Origin of the sequence: Rhodoferax sp. (genome assembly GCF_012927445.1) — a bacterium.
GTDB lineage: Bacteria > Pseudomonadota > Gammaproteobacteria > Burkholderiales > Burkholderiaceae_C > Rhodoferax.
In genome coordinates, this window is sequence record NZ_JABBPD010000007.1 from 346,229 (window position 1) to 361,165 (window position 14,937).

Annotated in this window: 16 protein-coding genes; 15 read left to right on the forward strand and 1 reads right to left on the reverse strand. The window is 57.9% G+C overall.

The window, feature by feature from the left end; all coding sequences use genetic code 11:
- Window positions 1-67: 67 nt before the first annotated feature.
- The 8 genes from HHJ17_RS13375 (at window position 68) to HHJ17_RS13410 (ending at window position 6,336) form a co-directional block, all read left to right on the forward strand.
- Window positions 68-892 carry an ABC transporter ATP-binding protein gene (locus HHJ17_RS13375; protein ID WP_296497686.1) on the forward strand — a complete coding sequence of 275 codons (825 nt, stop codon included), beginning with the start codon at window positions 68-70 and terminating at the stop codon, window positions 890-892.
- Window positions 885-1,784: an ABC transporter permease gene (locus HHJ17_RS13380; protein ID WP_296497688.1), complete on the forward strand. Its 900-nt coding sequence runs from the start codon at window positions 885-887 to the stop codon at window positions 1,782-1,784. The genes HHJ17_RS13375 and HHJ17_RS13380 overlap by 8 nt, the downstream gene beginning before the upstream one ends.
- The gene (locus HHJ17_RS13385) at window positions 1,781-2,719 is read left to right on the forward strand and encodes an ABC transporter permease subunit (protein ID WP_296497690.1); all 939 of its coding nucleotides are present in this window, start codon (window positions 1,781-1,783) and stop codon (window positions 2,717-2,719) included. Before HHJ17_RS13380 ends, HHJ17_RS13385 begins: the two co-directional genes overlap by 4 nt.
- A gap of 54 nt (window positions 2,720-2,773) precedes the next feature.
- Complete coding sequence (locus HHJ17_RS13390) at window positions 2,774-3,793, forward strand: ABC transporter substrate-binding protein (RefSeq protein WP_296497692.1); 1,020 nt, start codon at window positions 2,774-2,776, stop codon at window positions 3,791-3,793.
- A gap of 5 nt (window positions 3,794-3,798) precedes the next feature.
- Window positions 3,799-4,458, forward strand: coding sequence for a TetR family transcriptional regulator C-terminal domain-containing protein (locus HHJ17_RS13395; protein ID WP_296497693.1), 660 nt, complete (start codon window positions 3,799-3,801; stop codon window positions 4,456-4,458).
- Between the two features lie 158 nt (window positions 4,459-4,616).
- On the forward strand, window positions 4,617-5,504 hold the full coding sequence (locus HHJ17_RS13400; RefSeq protein WP_296497695.1) for a hypothetical protein: 888 nt from the start codon (window positions 4,617-4,619) through the stop codon (window positions 5,502-5,504).
- 69 nt (window positions 5,505-5,573) lie between these two features.
- Window positions 5,574-5,753: a hypothetical protein gene (locus HHJ17_RS13405; RefSeq protein ID WP_296506098.1), complete on the forward strand. Its 180-nt coding sequence runs from the start codon at window positions 5,574-5,576 to the stop codon at window positions 5,751-5,753.
- Window positions 5,754-5,904: 151 nt separating this feature from the next.
- A complete protein-coding gene (locus HHJ17_RS13410; protein WP_296497697.1) occupies window positions 5,905-6,336 on the forward strand; it encodes a hypothetical protein in 432 nt (143 codons plus the stop codon).
- Between the two features lie 191 nt (window positions 6,337-6,527).
- Here the strand turns inward: HHJ17_RS13410 and HHJ17_RS13415 are convergent, their stop codons facing one another.
- On the reverse strand, window positions 6,528-8,240 hold the full coding sequence (locus HHJ17_RS13415; protein ID WP_296497699.1) for a sigma-54-dependent Fis family transcriptional regulator: 1,713 nt from the start codon (window positions 8,238-8,240) through the stop codon (window positions 6,528-6,530).
- Between the two features lie 449 nt (window positions 8,241-8,689).
- Here HHJ17_RS13415 and HHJ17_RS13420 point away from each other — a divergent pair, with 449 nt between their 5' ends.
- The 7 genes from HHJ17_RS13420 (at window position 8,690) to HHJ17_RS13450 (ending at window position 14,838) form a co-directional block, all read left to right on the forward strand.
- Window positions 8,690-10,195, forward strand: a complete 1,506-nt coding sequence (locus tag HHJ17_RS13420) for an aromatic/alkene/methane monooxygenase hydroxylase/oxygenase subunit alpha (RefSeq protein WP_296497703.1) — start codon at window positions 8,690-8,692, stop codon at window positions 10,193-10,195.
- A gap of 70 nt (window positions 10,196-10,265) precedes the next feature.
- Window positions 10,266-10,532 (forward strand): toluene-4-monooxygenase system B family protein, encoded by a 267-nt coding sequence (locus tag HHJ17_RS13425; RefSeq protein WP_296497706.1) that lies wholly within the window; start codon window positions 10,266-10,268, stop codon window positions 10,530-10,532.
- 15 nt (window positions 10,533-10,547) lie between these two features.
- The gene (locus HHJ17_RS13430) at window positions 10,548-10,883 is read left to right on the forward strand and encodes a Rieske 2Fe-2S domain-containing protein (RefSeq protein ID WP_296497708.1); all 336 of its coding nucleotides are present in this window, start codon (window positions 10,548-10,550) and stop codon (window positions 10,881-10,883) included.
- Between the two features lie 29 nt (window positions 10,884-10,912).
- Complete coding sequence (locus HHJ17_RS13435; protein WP_296497753.1) at window positions 10,913-11,230, forward strand: MmoB/DmpM family protein; 318 nt, start codon at window positions 10,913-10,915, stop codon at window positions 11,228-11,230.
- 57 nt (window positions 11,231-11,287) lie between these two features.
- Window positions 11,288-12,274, forward strand: coding sequence for an aromatic/alkene monooxygenase hydroxylase subunit beta (locus HHJ17_RS13440; protein ID WP_296506100.1), 987 nt, complete (start codon window positions 11,288-11,290; stop codon window positions 12,272-12,274).
- A 75-nt stretch (window positions 12,275-12,349) separates the two neighbouring features.
- On the forward strand, window positions 12,350-13,372 hold the full coding sequence (locus HHJ17_RS13445; RefSeq protein ID WP_296502024.1) for a 2Fe-2S iron-sulfur cluster-binding protein: 1,023 nt from the start codon (window positions 12,350-12,352) through the stop codon (window positions 13,370-13,372).
- Window positions 13,373-13,461: 89 nt separating this feature from the next.
- Entirely contained in the window at window positions 13,462-14,838 is a 1,377-nt protein-coding gene (locus HHJ17_RS13450; RefSeq protein WP_296502025.1) for an outer membrane protein transport protein, read from the forward strand.
- Window positions 14,839-14,937 lie beyond the last annotated feature (99 nt).

Consider the following 14,937-nt stretch of genomic DNA (forward strand, 5'->3'; position numbering starts at 1 on the left):
CCAACTGGTTAACTTTCAGTCTGTTTCGCTTCGTTGTGGTGCAGCCAACTTACTTTTTTGCGTGTCAATGAATACTTCTGAAGTGCCACCCCTGCCAGTTGCCAGTCCCTTGGTCAGCGCGCGGCTGGCCGTTCAAGTCCGCAACGCCAGCGTCATCTACCAGGCAACTGATTCACCGGTGCACGCGCTGGCGGGGATTGACCTGGACATACACGAGGGTGAATTCGTCGCGCTGATTGGCCCTTCGGGTTGCGGCAAGACCACCTTGATGCGTGTCATTGCCGACCTGGAAAAGACCAGCGCGGGCCAGGTGCTGGTCAATGGCGTCACGCCGCACGAAGCCCGGCTGGCACGCGCTTACGGCTATGTCTTCCAGGCGCCGGCCTTGTTCCCATGGCGCACGGTGCTGGCCAACGTCACCTTGCCGCTGCAAATCCAGGGCCGCACCAAAACGGACAGCAAAGCCATTGCCCTGGCGCATCTGGCGCGGGTCGGGCTGACCGGCTTTGAGGGCAAGTACCCGTGGCAGTTGTCCGGCGGCATGCAGCAGCGCGTGTCGATTGCCCGCGCCTTGTCGTTTGAGCCCCGCATTTTGATGATGGACGAGCCTTTTGGGGCGCTGGATGAAATCACGCGCGACCGGCTTAACGAGCAGCTGCAGCAGCTGTGGCAGCGGGAACGCCGCACGGTGGTGTTTGTCACGCACTCGATTGCCGAGGCGGTGTATCTGGCGACCCGCATCGTGGTGATGTCGCCGCGCCCGGGGCGCATCGTCAAGGTCATTGACTCCCCGCTGCCGGATGAGCGTTATTTGGGGCTGCGCGACACCCCGGCCTTCATTGAAGTCGCCCATGCGGTGCGCGAAGCACTGGCGGTGGGTCACCATGACTGACACCTTTAGGACCAGCCGCGTGACGCGCTTCCAGCGGCAGGGCTTGCCGGTGGCGGTGATGTTGCTGGCGGTCTTGCTGGTCTGGTACGGCGCCGCCTGGGCGCTCAATGCGCCGGGTGCGATCGAACGTGTGCTGCCCGCCGACGGGGCCTGGACCTGGCAAGAGTTGTTGCGCGCCACCATGGCCATGCAGCGTCCAGTGCTGCCCGCACCGCATCAGGTGGCGCTGGATTTTTGGTCCAGCCTGGTGGACTGGCCGCTGGATTCGCCGCGCAACCTGCTGTTCCACGTCGCGGTCACGGCGGAGTCCACGCTCTGGGGCTTTGTGCTGGGCACCGCGCTGGGGCTGTTTCTGTCGGTCTGCATTGTTCATTCGCGCACGCTGGACCGGGCCTTGCTGCCGTGGATCGTGGCGTCGCAAACCGTGCCGGTGCTGGCGATTGCGCCCATCGTGCTGGTGATTCTGGGCAGTCTCGGTTTTGCCGGGGTCGCGCCGAAAGCGGTGATCGCCATGTACCTGTGCTTTTTCCCGGTAACGGTGGCCATGGTGCAGGGCCTGCGCTCGCCGCAACGCATCGAAACCGAAATGTTGCACACCTATGCCGCCACGCGTTGGCAGACCCTGTGGCTGCTGCGCCTGCCGGCTGCCTTGCCTTTCTTGTTTCCGGCGCTGCGGGTCGGCATTGCCGCCGGCCTGGTGGGCGCCATGGTGGCCGAGCTGCCCACCGGTGCGGTGGCCGGCCTGGGCGCACGGTTGCTGACCGGCTCGTATTACGGCAACACCATTCAAATCTGGTCGGCGCTGGTGATGTCGGCGCTGCTGGGCTTGACGCTGACCACGGTGGTGGCCGGGGTTGAGCGTCTGGTGCTGCGGAACCGGCCCCAGTCATGAAGCGCACCCTCCAAATCAGCGCCCTGTTTGCCTTGGCCTGTCTGGCCGGCGGCGCGCTGTTGCTGCAATGGCTGGCAGCCATCGGCGAGGCCCCGCCGCCACTGCTGTTCTGGCTGGCCACCGGCATGCTGGCGTTGCTGGCTGTGCAGTCGATCCGGTTTTTGGCCGCGCTGGAGGGCGCCCGCCTGTTGACGGCGGCTTTGTTCGGCGTGTGGGTGCTTTACTTCTGGCAGTTGCTGGTGCTGGCGTTGGCGGTACCCAAGGTTTTGTTGCCGCCACCCAGCCTGATTGCGCAATCGATTGCCCTGCACTGGCCCACGCTGTGGGACGACTTTGTGCAAACCGTGCTCAAGGCGGTGCTGATCGGTTGGGCGCTGGGCTCGGGGCTGGGATTTGCGGTGGCGGTGGCAATTGACCGCCTGCCATTTTTACAACGCGGCTTGTTGCCGCTGGCCTCCCTCAGCAGCACCATCCCGCTGGTGGCCGTGGCGCCGATCGCCGTGATGTGGTTTGGTTTTGACTGGCAGTCCAAAGCCGCGGTGGTGGTGTTGATGACGTTTTCCCCGATGTTGGTGTCCACGCTGGCCGGGCTCAAAGCGGCCGGCCAACTGGAGCGCGAGTTGATGCACAGCTACGCCGCCAGCTACGGCCGCACCCTGCTGGCCCTGCGCTTGCCGGCCGCGTTGCCCTTCATGTTTGGTGCGCTCAAGGTCAACGCGACGCTGGCCTTGATTGGCGCCATCGTGGCCGAGTTTTTTGGTTCACCCACGCAGGGCCTGGGCTTTCGGATTTCAACCGAAGCCGCCCGCATGAACATGCCGCTGGTGTGGGCTGCCATCGCCGTGGCGGCGGTCACCGGTTCGGTGGCGTATGCCGTGCTGGTCCAGCTGGAGCGACGTGCCGCGTTCTGGCACCCGTCGGTGCGGGAGGGATGACGCTGCGCCGCCGTTATTGACTGAAGTTTTTTTCCCTAACCCAAGGAGTTTTCCATGATTCTTCGTTCTTGCAAGATCACCCAGAGCCTGCTGGCGGCGCTGCTGGCCGTAGGTGGCGTGACCGTCGGCGTCAACGCCAGTGCGGCGGACAAGGTCACGGTGCAACTCAAATGGCTGCCGCAAGCGCAGTTTGCCGGCTACTACGTGGCACAAAGCAAGGGCTACTACAAGACCGAAGGGCTGGACGTGACCATCAAGCCCGGTGGCCCGGACATCTCGCCGGTGCAGGTGATTGCCGGCAATGGCGCCGACGTGGTGGTGAACTGGATGCCCGATGCCCTGGCCGCGCGTGAAGCCGGGGTGCCGCTGGTCAACATTGCGCAGGTCTTCAACAAATCGGGGCTGATGCTGACCTGCAAAAAGTCCAGCGGCATCGCCAGTCCCAAAGACCTCAAGGGCAAAACCCTGGGTGTCTGGTACGGCGGCAACGAGTACCCGTTCCTGAACTGGATGGCCAAGCTGGGTTACAAAACCAACGCTGACATCAAGATTCTCAAGCAGGGTTTCAACGTCGACCCGTTGCTGCAAAACCAGGCCGCCTGTATTTCCACCATGATCTACAACGAGTATTGGCAGCTGGTGGATGCCGGCATCAAGGAGAGCGACCTGATCACCTTCTTCTATGAAAAAGAAGGCGTTGCTTCGCTGGAAGACGGCTTGTATGTGCTGGAGTCCAAGCTCAAAGACCCGGCCTTTGTGGCACGCATGGGTAAGTTTCTCAAGGCCAGCTTCAAGGGCTGGAACGACGCCGTGAAGAACCCGGCCGAGGCGGCCCGGATCGTGGTGGCGGCGGACATGTCGGGCAGCGCGACCGAGCAAGTGCAAAAACGCCAGATGGAAAACGTGGCCAAACTCATCACCACCGCCGGTACGCCGAAAATCGGCTACCTGGAGCCGGCCGCCTATGAACGCACCGTCAAGGTGTTGCTGGCCGCGGGCAGCTCACCGGTGATCAAGAAGGATCCGGGCAAAGCGGCCTACTCGCATGTGGTGTGGGAAGCGGCTGCCAAATAAGTGACATGCCAGCGCTTGCCAGAAGCCCGCTCACGGACGCCAGCGATGCCGCATCCAAAGGCCAGATTCGCCAAGCCAATGAGGCCGTGATTCTGGCCGCCGCCGAGCGCGTGTTTGCCGGTGCCGGCTTTGGCGGGGCCACCATGGCCGCGATCGCCAAAGCCGCCGGCCTGCCCAAGGCCAACCTGCATTACTACTTTGGCAGCAAGCAGGAGCTCTACCGCACCGTGCTGGCGCGCACCTTGAAAGACTGGCTGCTCCCCGCGCTCAACATCACGGCCCAAGCGGACCCCAGGGCGGCGATTGAAAGCTACATTCGCGCCAAAATGGCCCTGTCGGCACTGCGGCCGCACGCCTCCAAGGTGTTTGCCAACGAACTGTTGCATGGCGCCCCGGTGGTCAAGGGTTTGCTGGCCACCGAACTGCGCGAGATGGTGCGGACCAAGGCGGCCGTGATCGACGGCTGGATTGCCTCCGGCCGCATGGCAGCGGTGGACCCGGTGCACCTGTTCTTCACCATCTGGGCCGCAACCCAGACCTATGCCGACTTTGATGTGCAGGTGTGCGCCGTGCTGGGGCAGCCCGAGTTGACGCCGCAGGATCATGCGCGCGCCACCGAGCATGTGGTGGCGCTGATTTTGCGCGGCTGTGGGTTGTTGAGCTAAACAGGCCTCTAGCCCCCGTATCTATTGCGTAGGAAGCTATTAAAAATAGAGCAGTTGTTTTGGTGAATTACGGCTCATGCAGGTACCGCCGCCAGTGAGCGCGCCGGAGCGTGTCTGCATAATCGTTCCTTCTCAACTCCGTGCACGAAAGTAGATCCATGCGCAAAATCTCGGCGGCCATGTTCCTGGCTTTGAACTTTTCAATGGCAACCCAGGCGGCCCAGTTGGTTGACCTTGTGCAAGTCGCACCGGTCATCCCCTACGCGACAGGGGCTGAGTCGGCCGCGCCGGCGGTGAACCATGACTGCCACTGGAATACGCAAGTCGTTCAGGCCCTGATCAAGGAGTCCAAAGGTCGGGTCCAGCTGGCTGCGCAAGATCTGGGTGCCTTTGAAGGGCGCAAGCTTATCTTGTTTGCCAGCAGCAGTGCTGAAGCTGGCACCGCAAGCGAGACGGCGCCCAAGTGGCTGGCGGTGACAGGTCAGTTGCTGGACAAAAACACGCTCATCGGGGACTTCAAGTTACGTCAGGAGATCACCAAAGGATCACTGCAGGATAGCAAAATCCTGAAGGAGATGAGCGGTGATTTGGGCGATGGCATGGCGCAATGGCTCGAAGAGCCGATGCGTGGCGTCAGCGTTGCGCCCGCTATGCCTGCTTTGAACAAGGATTCGGTTGACGATGAGGTGCTCAAAAACTGCCCATGGAATACTTTTATTCCCAAATATCTGGCGGAGAACACCCGTGGCCAAGTGAACATTGGGGCGCGAGATATCCACAATTTAAACGAGCGCAAATTACTGCTGACCGTGGTTGAAAGCCGCATCGCGGGGGGTGGGGTTTATTCGGGTGGCAAGTGGATAGACCTCACGGGTCAGCTGATTGAAAACGGCAACGACATTGGCAGCTTTGAAGCGAGTCGACACACCATCAAAGGCTGGAGCGGTTGCGGTGCGGCGAAAAATTTGAGTGAAGAGATTGGTGAGGACATTGCGAAATGGTTGAAAAAACCCAGCATGAACGCCAAGCTGGGCGATGCCAGCTGAGCGTCAACCTCCTGGGCATTGAGTAGACATCGGGGCCAGATTGCACTGGCCGATCGTCATGGCACTGACATGAGTCTTTTAAAAAATCATCGCATTTTTCTCGCCACCAGCCGTGCTGAAGGTGGCGCTGCAAGCGAAACAGCGCCCAAGTGCCAATGCTTGACGGGGCGTTGCGTTGTTTTATTTGCCAGGCACTTCACCCCATTGACATTTATCAAACGCTTTGTCATCAACGGGTTCAGGATTTGATTTGGTAGGACGTGCAAAAAAGGATGGGGCAATGTCAGATACCAATACGGGCAAGCTTTATAGAACTACATGTGCGTTTGCTCATGTTTTTGATGATCGTATGGCTGATGCATTCCACCGCGGCGCGCGGTCTACATTACGTTAAATCGCCATGATGCCAACCAAATTTCTACCCTCATTGTTCGCGTCGATTGCTGTTTCCAGCCTTTTGCTAGGTTGCCAACTCCCTGCGCAACACACCGATAGGCCGCCGCCCTTCGGCTCCTTGGCGCAAATCACTTCTATCTCACCTGACACCCTCCAAGTCTTTAATTCTGGTGCACAAGTAAAACTGAAGGTGGATGTCAGTTATGTCCTGACCACAGAATCAGGAACGATGACGCTGGTCGTTCTCGCTGCGGACAATTCGGGCATTGCCCACGATTTCAAGGTGATCAGCAAGGGTAGCGGGACAGCCACTCTGGAGGCTGAATTCACGGTCCCCCGCACCACGGTCATTCGCGTGTTTACGCCGCTTGTGGTTCAAGGCCAGAACTCAACATCGGTAGCCGATGGCAGAGAATTCAAGGTGCTTCCCAATTGAGGGTAGACCTAACATCCCAATCCAGCGGACCGGCAGCAACCACCAGGAGGCGGTGAGCACGATCAGGTTCATGGCTTGACCTTACTTCCACTGCGTATCACCATGGTTCAGTTAGGCACGCACAAAGCGCGTGCGGGAACGCGTCATGTCGGCATCAAATTTTCTGCACAAAGGTTTGGTTGATGAATGAATCACAAGGTTCCGGGTTCGCTGTGAGGGTCGGTTGCTGACGCAGCGACACCTTGAATCTGGCGGTGCTTTAGCCGGTATGCCAATTGCGGTCGGGTCATGCCCAGCAAGCGTGCGGCCTCCGACAGATTGCCACGTGCGCGCGCCACAGCGTGGTCCAGCACGAGTGCGTCGATATCTTCCAGTGAGCTGCCGCTGTCCAGAATCCGTGCACACAAGTCGTCATCTTGCGCACTGGGCAATTTGGCGAGATGGCCATGCGCGTCCAGGCTGGTCTGTACGGAATCAGGCTGGTTCGGAAACAGGTGCGCCACTTCGACCATGCCGGCCTGGGGCGCAAGGATGACGCCACGCTCCACCAGGTTTTCCAGTTCGCGGACGTTGCCCGGCCAGTCGTGCTGCAGCAGCGCCTGCAGCGCCCGCTCTTCAAAGCCCAGCACCCGCTTGCCGTGCAGTGCGCAAAAACGAGCGAGCATGGCTTGGGCCAGTGGCTCAATGTCGGTTTTGCGCTCGCGCAAAGGAGGAATGCAAATCGGGTAAACATTAAGGCGGTAGAGCAAGTCAGCCCGGAAACGCCCGGCCAGCACGGCCTTTTGCAGATCGACATTGGTGGCCGCGACCAGGCGCACATTGACCTTGCGCGTGGTCTCCCCGCCCACCCGCTCGATCTCGCCTTCCTGCAAGACGCGCAGCAGTTTGGCCTGGGCGGCCAAGGGCAACTCGCCCACTTCATCGAGGAGCAGGGTGCCGCCATCGGCGCGCTCAAAACGACCCATACGCAGCGCATGTGCACCGGTGTAAGCGCCCTTTTCAACGCCAAACAATTCGGCCTCTACCAGCTCGGCGGGCAAGGCTGCGCAATTCACTGCCACAAAGGGCTTGTCGGAACGGCTGGAGAGCTCGTGCAGGGCACGCGCAAAGCGTTCCTTGCCGACGCCGGTTTCACCGGTCAACAGCACCGTAGCCTGCGTCTGCGCCACCTTTTGCATCAAGGTGTAGGCCTTGCGAAAGGCGGTCGAGTTACCAATCAGCTGGCCGCCCTGGCTAGCGGGCGCAAGCGTCGACTTCAATGCATCGACCTGCGATTGCAGGGCCTCCATCTTTTCCATCAGGGAATCGTCGTTGAAGTAGACGCGATGGGCTTCGCCATCAGGCCATTCTTCGATAGGGCGCCCGACGATCTGGCAATGTTCAGCACCACAGGCGGCGCACATGGTTTCCTTGTAAAGGATCAGGCGCCCCATGAACGCGCTGGTGTAGCCGCTGGCATAGCCCAGCAGTGTCCAACAGGCCGGGTCTGTATCCAAACCATACTTTTGCTGGTGCGCATAGGCCTCCCAGGAATGGTCCCAACTGAATTCGCCGTAAAACTGGCCCGCCGCAATGTCGAAGCTGAGCTTGACGGGGGTGACATGGGCCGCCCCTTCGAGCATGAACAGTTGCGGGCCCACCATGAAACATTCATTCAATGTCATGTCGGGCCGCGTCTTTCTGGCGTACTCCGCATCACACATGCCCGCGGCGTAACCCATGCGCGTCAGAATGCGCCGCGCATGCTCGGCCCCGATAGAAGTGATCAGGTCCTGGCGCAATGCGGTCAAAGCCATGGTGTGCATCAGCACCATGCGCCGGTCGCCCAACCAGATCGCGCCGCTGTCCGGCTCAAAGCGAAGCAGGCGTCGCAAATCCTCATTGGGTGGATATTTGAAGCTCATAAACCTATGTCTGATAGTTGCGTCAACTAACGGTTTTCTCGATATTTATCTATGAACCATTGCCAGGGCGATATTTTTCGGACTTCTGCCAGGATTTGATCATCCAAGCAAAAGTAGCGCTTATCACTTTATCGGATGGTAAATATAACCGAGGAAGACCGACAGTTGAGCCAAGGGAAAGCCCTATTGCGCTGAAGTAAAAAAGCCAAATTGGGCTAAAAAGCACCTCGAATGATTAGGGGTTATCCCTATAAATCTCGAGATTAATGCCGGCCTAGGCAAAGTTGGCAAGGACCTTGCAAAGTCACTCAGGCAGGACCTGCCATTTCATAGCCAAGGAAAACCGGCGTGCCACATCACCGGTATCCGCGCCAAAGACATGGCTAGAAGAATTCTTTTGTTGCATGCACCAAGGCACTTTCGCCACATCTAAAAAGAGGAGATTTGTAATGGCTTTGCTGAATCGAATGGACTGGTATGACATCGCCAGGGCAACCAACTGGTCGCCGAAATATGTGACAGAGCTGGAGCTCTTTCCGGCAGACATGGCCGGTGACTATGGGCTGCCCCAGGAAGCGTGGGAAAAATACGATGAGCCTTACAAGCAAACCTATCCTGAATATGTGAAGGTTCAGCGCGAGAAGGACGCGGGGGCCTACTCGGTCAAGGCCGCGCTGGAGCGTTCCCAAATCTTCGAAAACTCGGACCCGGGCTGGAAGTCGGTGATCAAGTCCCACTATGGGGCGCTGGCGCGACTTGAATATGCGGCGGCCAGTGCCGAAGCGCGCATGATGCGTTTCTCCAAGGCGCCTGGCATGCGCAATATGGCGACGCTCGGCTGTCTGGACGAGATGCGTCACGGGCAGATACAGCTCTATTTCCCGCACGAGCATGTGTCGAAAGATCGCCAGATGGATTGGGCGCACAAGGCCATTGACACGAATCAGTGGGCCATGATTGCAGCGCGCCACTTCTTTGACGACATCATGATGACGCGCGATGCCATCAGCGTGTCCATCATGCTGACCTTCAGCTTTGAAACAGGCTTTACCAACATGCAGTTTCTGGGTTTGGCGGCGGACGCGGCTGAAGCCGGGGACCACACGTTTGCCAGCCTGATCTCCAGCATCCAGACCGACGAATCGCGCCATGCACAGATCGGCGGCCCGGCGCTGCAGGTGCTGATTGAAAACGGCAAGAAGGCCGAAGCCCAGAAAAAGGTAGACATCGCTTTCTGGCGTGCCTGGAAGCTCTTCTCCGTTTTGACCGGCCCGGTGATGGATTACTACACGCCCCTCGAACACCGCAAGCAGTCGTTCAAGGAGTTCATGGAGGAGTGGATCGTTGCCCAGTTTGAGCGCGCCCTGACCGACCTCGGTCTTGACCTGCCATGGTACTGGGACCACTTTCTGGAGCAACTCAGCGAGCAACACCACGGCATGCATCTCGGCTCCTACTTCTGGCGGCCTACCATGTTCTGGAATCCGGCAGCGGGCGTGACGCCGGCCGAACGCGAGTGGCTCGAAGAAAAGTACCCGGGCTGGAACGACACCTGGGGCGAGTGCTGGGACGTGATCATCGACAACGTGGTCGACGGCAACATGGCCATGACCTATCCCGAGACACTGCCCATGGTCTGCAACATGTGCAACCTGCCAATCAACTACACGCCGGGCAAGAAGTGGAACGTCAAGGACTTTCCGCTCGAGTACAAGGGCCGCCTGTACCACTTTGGCTCTGAACAGGATCGCTGGTGTTTCGAGCAGGAACCCGAACGCTATGCCGGGCACTTGAGCCTGGTGGATCGCTTTCTCGCCGGGATGATCCAACCGATGGATCTGGGTGGCGCGCTCAACTACATGGGGCTGGCGCCGGGCGAGATTGGTGACGATGCGCACAACTATGCGTGGGCCGAGATTTACAAGGCTATGCGTGCCGAGAAAAAAGCCAGCTAAACCCCACTGACAGACCAAGTCGCCGGCCACCAGCGCTGGCGCAATGAATAACCCGATACAGGAGACCCCCATGGCCTTATTTCCTTTGAGTTCAAATTTTGAAGGCGACTTCGTGCTGCAACTGCTGCCGGTCGATACCGAAAACACCATGGACGAAGTGGCTGCGGCCGCCGCCCATCACTCGGTGGGGCGGCGCGTGCGTGCCCGTCCAGGCCAGATCCTGCGCATTCGCCGCCAAGGCAGTGAAGAACTCTTGCCACGCACCATGAAGGTGGCGGAGGCGGGCTTCAAGCCGACAGAAACGATTGAGATCATCTGGGAAGCCCCCAGCCACTGATCAGGAGACGCAAACATGACATTTAAAAAAGTGTGCACCCTCGATGACCTGTGGGAAGGTGACATGGAATCATTCGAGGTGGAGGGCCAGGACATTTTGCTGGTCTGTGCCGAGGGTGGCGTGATCAAGGCCTTCCAGGGAATGTGTCCACACCAGGACATCCCCTTGTCGGAAGGCAAATTTGATGGAAAAACAGTGATCTGCCGGGCGCATCTTTGGCAGTTCGATGCCTGCTCCGGCAAGGGCATCAATCCATCCGACTGCGCATTGGCCGAGTACCCGGTAAGGATCGAGGGCGAGGATGTGCTGGTCAAAACCGGGGGCATCACACCCCTGTTTGCGCACACATGAATTCGGTAGAAAAAAACAAGGAGACAAAAATGAGCAATGCAAATGTAGTTGTCAACAAGCACAGCAACAACCGGGTGGGCCCGGTGATGCGTGCGGGTGAGTTGGCCATGGCCGTGGCAGAGGCCGCGCGTGAAGACAACCCGGGGCGGGTGATACGGGTGGATGACAAACGCGCCTACCTGCGCATCGATACCGATGACGAATTGATTCTGCGGCGCGAGACGATTGAAAACGCGCTGGGACGTCCGTTCAAGATGAATGATCTGGAGGTTGATCTCAGTTCCTTTTCCGGACGGATTGAGACACTGCCTGACCAGGTGCGTTTCTATTTCGCCACTCATCTTTGAAGTAAACATCCGTGCCGCCCCCTGTCCGGAAACTAGTAATCCAATAGGAAACAGATCATGTCAGAAGTTCAAGTATTAAAGCCGCTCAAGACCTGGAGTCACCTGGCCGCACGCCGCCGTAAACCCAGCGAATACGAAATCGTCAGCGCCAACCTGCACTACAACAACCGCGATGCCAACGCGCCGTATGAGCTGGACCCCGAATTGGCCATGAACAAGTGGTACAAGAAAAACACCTTTGGCAGTCCGCTTCAACATGACGACTGGAATGCCTTTCGTGATCCAGAGGAAGTGGTCTACCGTAGCTACAACATGATGCAGGACGGTCAGGAGAACTATGTCTCAGGCCTGTTTGACCAGTTCAACACGCGTGAACACGACAAGTCCCTTGACCCCCGTTGGGCCGGCACGCTGGCGCGACTCTACACGCCGGCACGTTACCTCTTTCACACCTTGCAGATGGCCTCTGCCTACGTGGGACAAGTGGCGCCAGCCAGCACCATCACCAACTGCCATTATTTTCAGATGGCAGATTCCTTCCGGTGGCTGAGTCATACCGCCTACCGCACCAAAGAACTCTCGCTGGCATTTGCGGACAAGGGTTTTGCGACCGATGAGCGCCATTATTGGGAAACTGATATCGCATGGCAGGGCTTTCGCGAGTTGATGGAAAAGGTTCTGGTGACCTGGGATTGGGCCGAGGCCTTTGTGGCCCTGAACCTGGTCGCCAAGCCGGCCATCGACGAGGCTGTGTTGCGCAAGCTGGGCGAGTCAGCGCGCCACAACGGTGACATGTTGCTGGGCTTGCTGAACGACGCCCAACTGATTGATGCCGCACGCCATCGCCGCTGGGCGACTGCGCTGGTGAAGATGGCGCTTGAAAAGCCGGGTAATTTAGAAGTTATCAAAGGCTGGATTGCCAAGTGGGAGCCCTTGGCCGACAAGGCGATCGAGGCCTATTGTGGCGCGCTGGCCGATGTGCCTGACGCAGCCTCATCGGCAAAGCAGGCCACCCGCGACTTCCGCCATTCATTGGGGTTGTAAGTTCGTTCCTGGCGTACCGCAGGCACCAGCTAGGCGCCTGCGGTGCAGCCAAAAACCCATTAATTGGAATTGTTTATGACCCAAGCCAGAATAACGACTGAAGGCGAAGAAAGTACCTTTGACCAAGTGGGCGGAGACACCGTCTTGCGTGCTGCCTTGCGCGCAGGTGTTGGTTTCCCTTACGAATGCAACTCAGGTGGTTGTGGTAGTTGCAAGTTCGAAGTGCTTGAAGGGGACGTTGAGAATCTTTGGCCGGAGGCGCCGGGCCTTACCGAGCGAGACCGACGAAAAGGGCGCCTGCTGGCCTGTCAATGTCGGGCCCGCACCGACCTGCGCATCAAGGTACGGATCGCACCAGAATGTTTGCACGTCATCACGCCCAAGCGTCTTCGCGCGAGATTCGTTGCCATGCGCGAGATCACGCATGACATTCGCGAGTTCCGATTTGTCTCTGAAGGCAGCGCTGATTTTCTGCCTGGTCAGTACGCGATGCTTGCAATTCCTGGGGTCAGCACGCCCCGTGCTTATTCCATGTCAAATGTCGGCAACAACGAAGGTGAATGGCACTTTCAGATTCGCCGTGTTGCCAATGGTGTGGCCACTGACAAACTATTTCATCATCTTCACGCCGGAGACGAGATCGAGATAGATGGCCCTTACGGCCTCGCCTATTTGAGAACAGAGGTCGCACGCGACATCGTCTGCGTGGCGGGGGGGTCCGGCTTGGCGCCCATGGTTTCGATTGCCCGAAAGGCAGCGCAATCCGGCATGCTGAAGACGCGTCAGCTCCACTTTTTTTATGGCGGCAGAACACCAAGCGATATCTGTGGTGAAACCTTTCTGCGCGAGCTACCCGGCTATGGTGATCGCATTCATTTTCATCCGGTAGTTTCGCTGCCCCATGATGATTCTGGCGCACATTGGAGCGGTGAAACAGGTTTTGTCCATGAACTGGTGAGACGTGTTTTTGGGGATGCCTTGCCCAACTTTGAGTTTTACTTTGCCGGTCCACCGCCGATGACGCAGACCTTGCAGGAAATGTTGATGGTGGGTTACCAGGTCCCTTTCGAACAAATTCACTTCGATCGTTTCTATTGAATCCGAAGATCGTGGGCTTCAGTCCGCAATTTAAGGTTCTTATTCATTGGCAATAAAAATTTACTCAAAAAAATTGAGGAGACAAACAAATGAAATCAAAAATCAATACGCTTAGCGTCATCGCCGTGGCGTGTCTGGCCGCAACATCTCAAATGGCCCATGCCACAGAAGTCTTCCGACTTGAGGGTTACGGACCAATTTCGCGTGCCATGGGCGGGACGGCCACGGCATTCAATGTAGGCGCCGCTGGCATGATGGCCAACCCGGCAACCTTGTCGTTGATGGCCCCAGGTTCTGAGTTTTATCTTGGACTGGATCTGATAAGCACCGACATTAAGGTAACGAACCAGGTAACGGGAGAAAGTATCTCGTCTAATACTCACTCCAGTAACAGAGGCCCCTATCTTGCGCCAGAGCTTGCTTTTACGCACCGAAATGGTGAACTGACATTGGGTGTTGGCGCCTTTGCCCAAGGTGGATTGGGGACTGAATATGGCAATAGCAGCTTTCTTTCCCGTGCGGCTGGTGGGTTGAACACCGGGCTCGAAAACTCAAGCCGTCTGTTGGTATTGAACATTCCGTTTGTAGCGAGTTACCAAGTCAACGACAAGCTGACTGTTGGGGGGAGCATTGATGCGATGTGGCAAGGCTTGAACCTCAATCTATTGCTTGGCGCTGGCCAAGTTGGCTCGTTGATCGGATCAGGACGAGTGCAAGGAAGCCTGTTGCCGGTGCTGGGTGGTCTACCGGACATGCGCGGCGCCCATTTCAGCATGACCAAGAACGAGCCCCTGGCCAGTGGTGTTGAATCCTGGGGCTTTGGTGGGCGTATCGGGATGACATACAAGGTGTCAAATGAGACCATGTTCGGGCTCGACTACGCCATGGAAAGCCAGATGAATGACATGGAAGGGCGAGCCACACTCACAGCGATTGATGGCATTGCGGGGCAAATCCCTTTGCAAGGCGCGATCAAGCTGCGGAATTTCCAGATGCCCGCTAAGCTAGACCTCGGCTTGAGCCACCGCTTTAATGATCAGTGGATGATGGCAGTCGACGTGTCACAAGTATTCTGGGAGCACGCGATGAAAGATATCAGTGTTGGGTTTGTGACAGACAGCGGGCAAACCCTCGATATCCAATTGCCACAAAACTACAAGGATCAAACCATCTTGGCTTTTGGTGTTGCGTACCAGACCGGCAATTGGACGCTGCGTAGTGGGGCGCGGCTGGCGACCCAGGCGCTTCGCTCAGAAACGCTTTTGGCCGTGATTCCTGCAACCCCAAGAAAACATATTTCCGCCGGGTTTTCTTACGCTTTCTCCAAGGATGACAGCGTTGATTTTGCATATTTTCACGCCTTTGAAGAGTCTATGAGTAACGCAAGCTTGCCAAATACTGCGGATCCGATACAGACGACGCATTCGCAAAACAATGCGACTATCGGTTATACGCACAGGTTCTAACAGGCTTCTGAAATACCCTCAGCCAGCTCACACCGACTGAGCCTCAAGCGTTTACTTGAGATCAGTTATCAGTAGTGTTTCAACGTTCTTCTCTGAAGA

Excerpts from the sequence above, each read along its gene's own strand:
- HHJ17_RS13435 (WP_296497753.1), top strand. The coding sequence starts at position 10,913 with ATGAGCAATGCAAATGTAGTTGTCAACAAGCACAGCAACAACCGGGTG.
- HHJ17_RS13450 (WP_296502025.1), top strand. The coding sequence starts at position 13,462 with ATGAAATCAAAAATCAATACGCTTAGCGTCATCGCCGTGGCGTGTCTG.
- HHJ17_RS13400 (WP_296497695.1), top strand. The coding sequence starts at position 4,617 with ATGCGCAAAATCTCGGCGGCCATGTTCCTGGCTTTGAACTTTTCAATG.
- HHJ17_RS13430 (WP_296497708.1), top strand. The coding sequence starts at position 10,548 with ATGACATTTAAAAAAGTGTGCACCCTCGATGACCTGTGGGAAGGTGAC.
- HHJ17_RS13445 (WP_296502024.1), top strand. The coding sequence starts at position 12,350 with ATGACCCAAGCCAGAATAACGACTGAAGGCGAAGAAAGTACCTTTGAC.
- HHJ17_RS13415 (WP_296497699.1), bottom strand. The coding sequence starts at position 8,240 with ATGAGCTTCAAATATCCACCCAATGAGGATTTGCGACGCCTGCTTCGC.
- HHJ17_RS13410 (WP_296497697.1), top strand. The coding sequence starts at position 5,905 with ATGATGCCAACCAAATTTCTACCCTCATTGTTCGCGTCGATTGCTGTT.
- HHJ17_RS13405 (WP_296506098.1), top strand. The coding sequence starts at position 5,574 with ATGAGTCTTTTAAAAAATCATCGCATTTTTCTCGCCACCAGCCGTGCT.
- HHJ17_RS13385 (WP_296497690.1), top strand. The coding sequence starts at position 1,781 with ATGAAGCGCACCCTCCAAATCAGCGCCCTGTTTGCCTTGGCCTGTCTG.
- HHJ17_RS13390 (WP_296497692.1), top strand. The coding sequence starts at position 2,774 with ATGATTCTTCGTTCTTGCAAGATCACCCAGAGCCTGCTGGCGGCGCTG.
- HHJ17_RS13425 (WP_296497706.1), top strand. The coding sequence starts at position 10,266 with ATGGCCTTATTTCCTTTGAGTTCAAATTTTGAAGGCGACTTCGTGCTG.
- HHJ17_RS13420 (WP_296497703.1), top strand. The coding sequence starts at position 8,690 with ATGGCTTTGCTGAATCGAATGGACTGGTATGACATCGCCAGGGCAACC.
- HHJ17_RS13395 (WP_296497693.1), top strand. The coding sequence starts at position 3,799 with ATGCCAGCGCTTGCCAGAAGCCCGCTCACGGACGCCAGCGATGCCGCA.
- HHJ17_RS13380 (WP_296497688.1), top strand. The coding sequence starts at position 885 with ATGACTGACACCTTTAGGACCAGCCGCGTGACGCGCTTCCAGCGGCAG.
- HHJ17_RS13375 (WP_296497686.1), top strand. The coding sequence starts at position 68 with ATGAATACTTCTGAAGTGCCACCCCTGCCAGTTGCCAGTCCCTTGGTC.
- HHJ17_RS13440 (WP_296506100.1), top strand. The coding sequence starts at position 11,288 with ATGTCAGAAGTTCAAGTATTAAAGCCGCTCAAGACCTGGAGTCACCTG.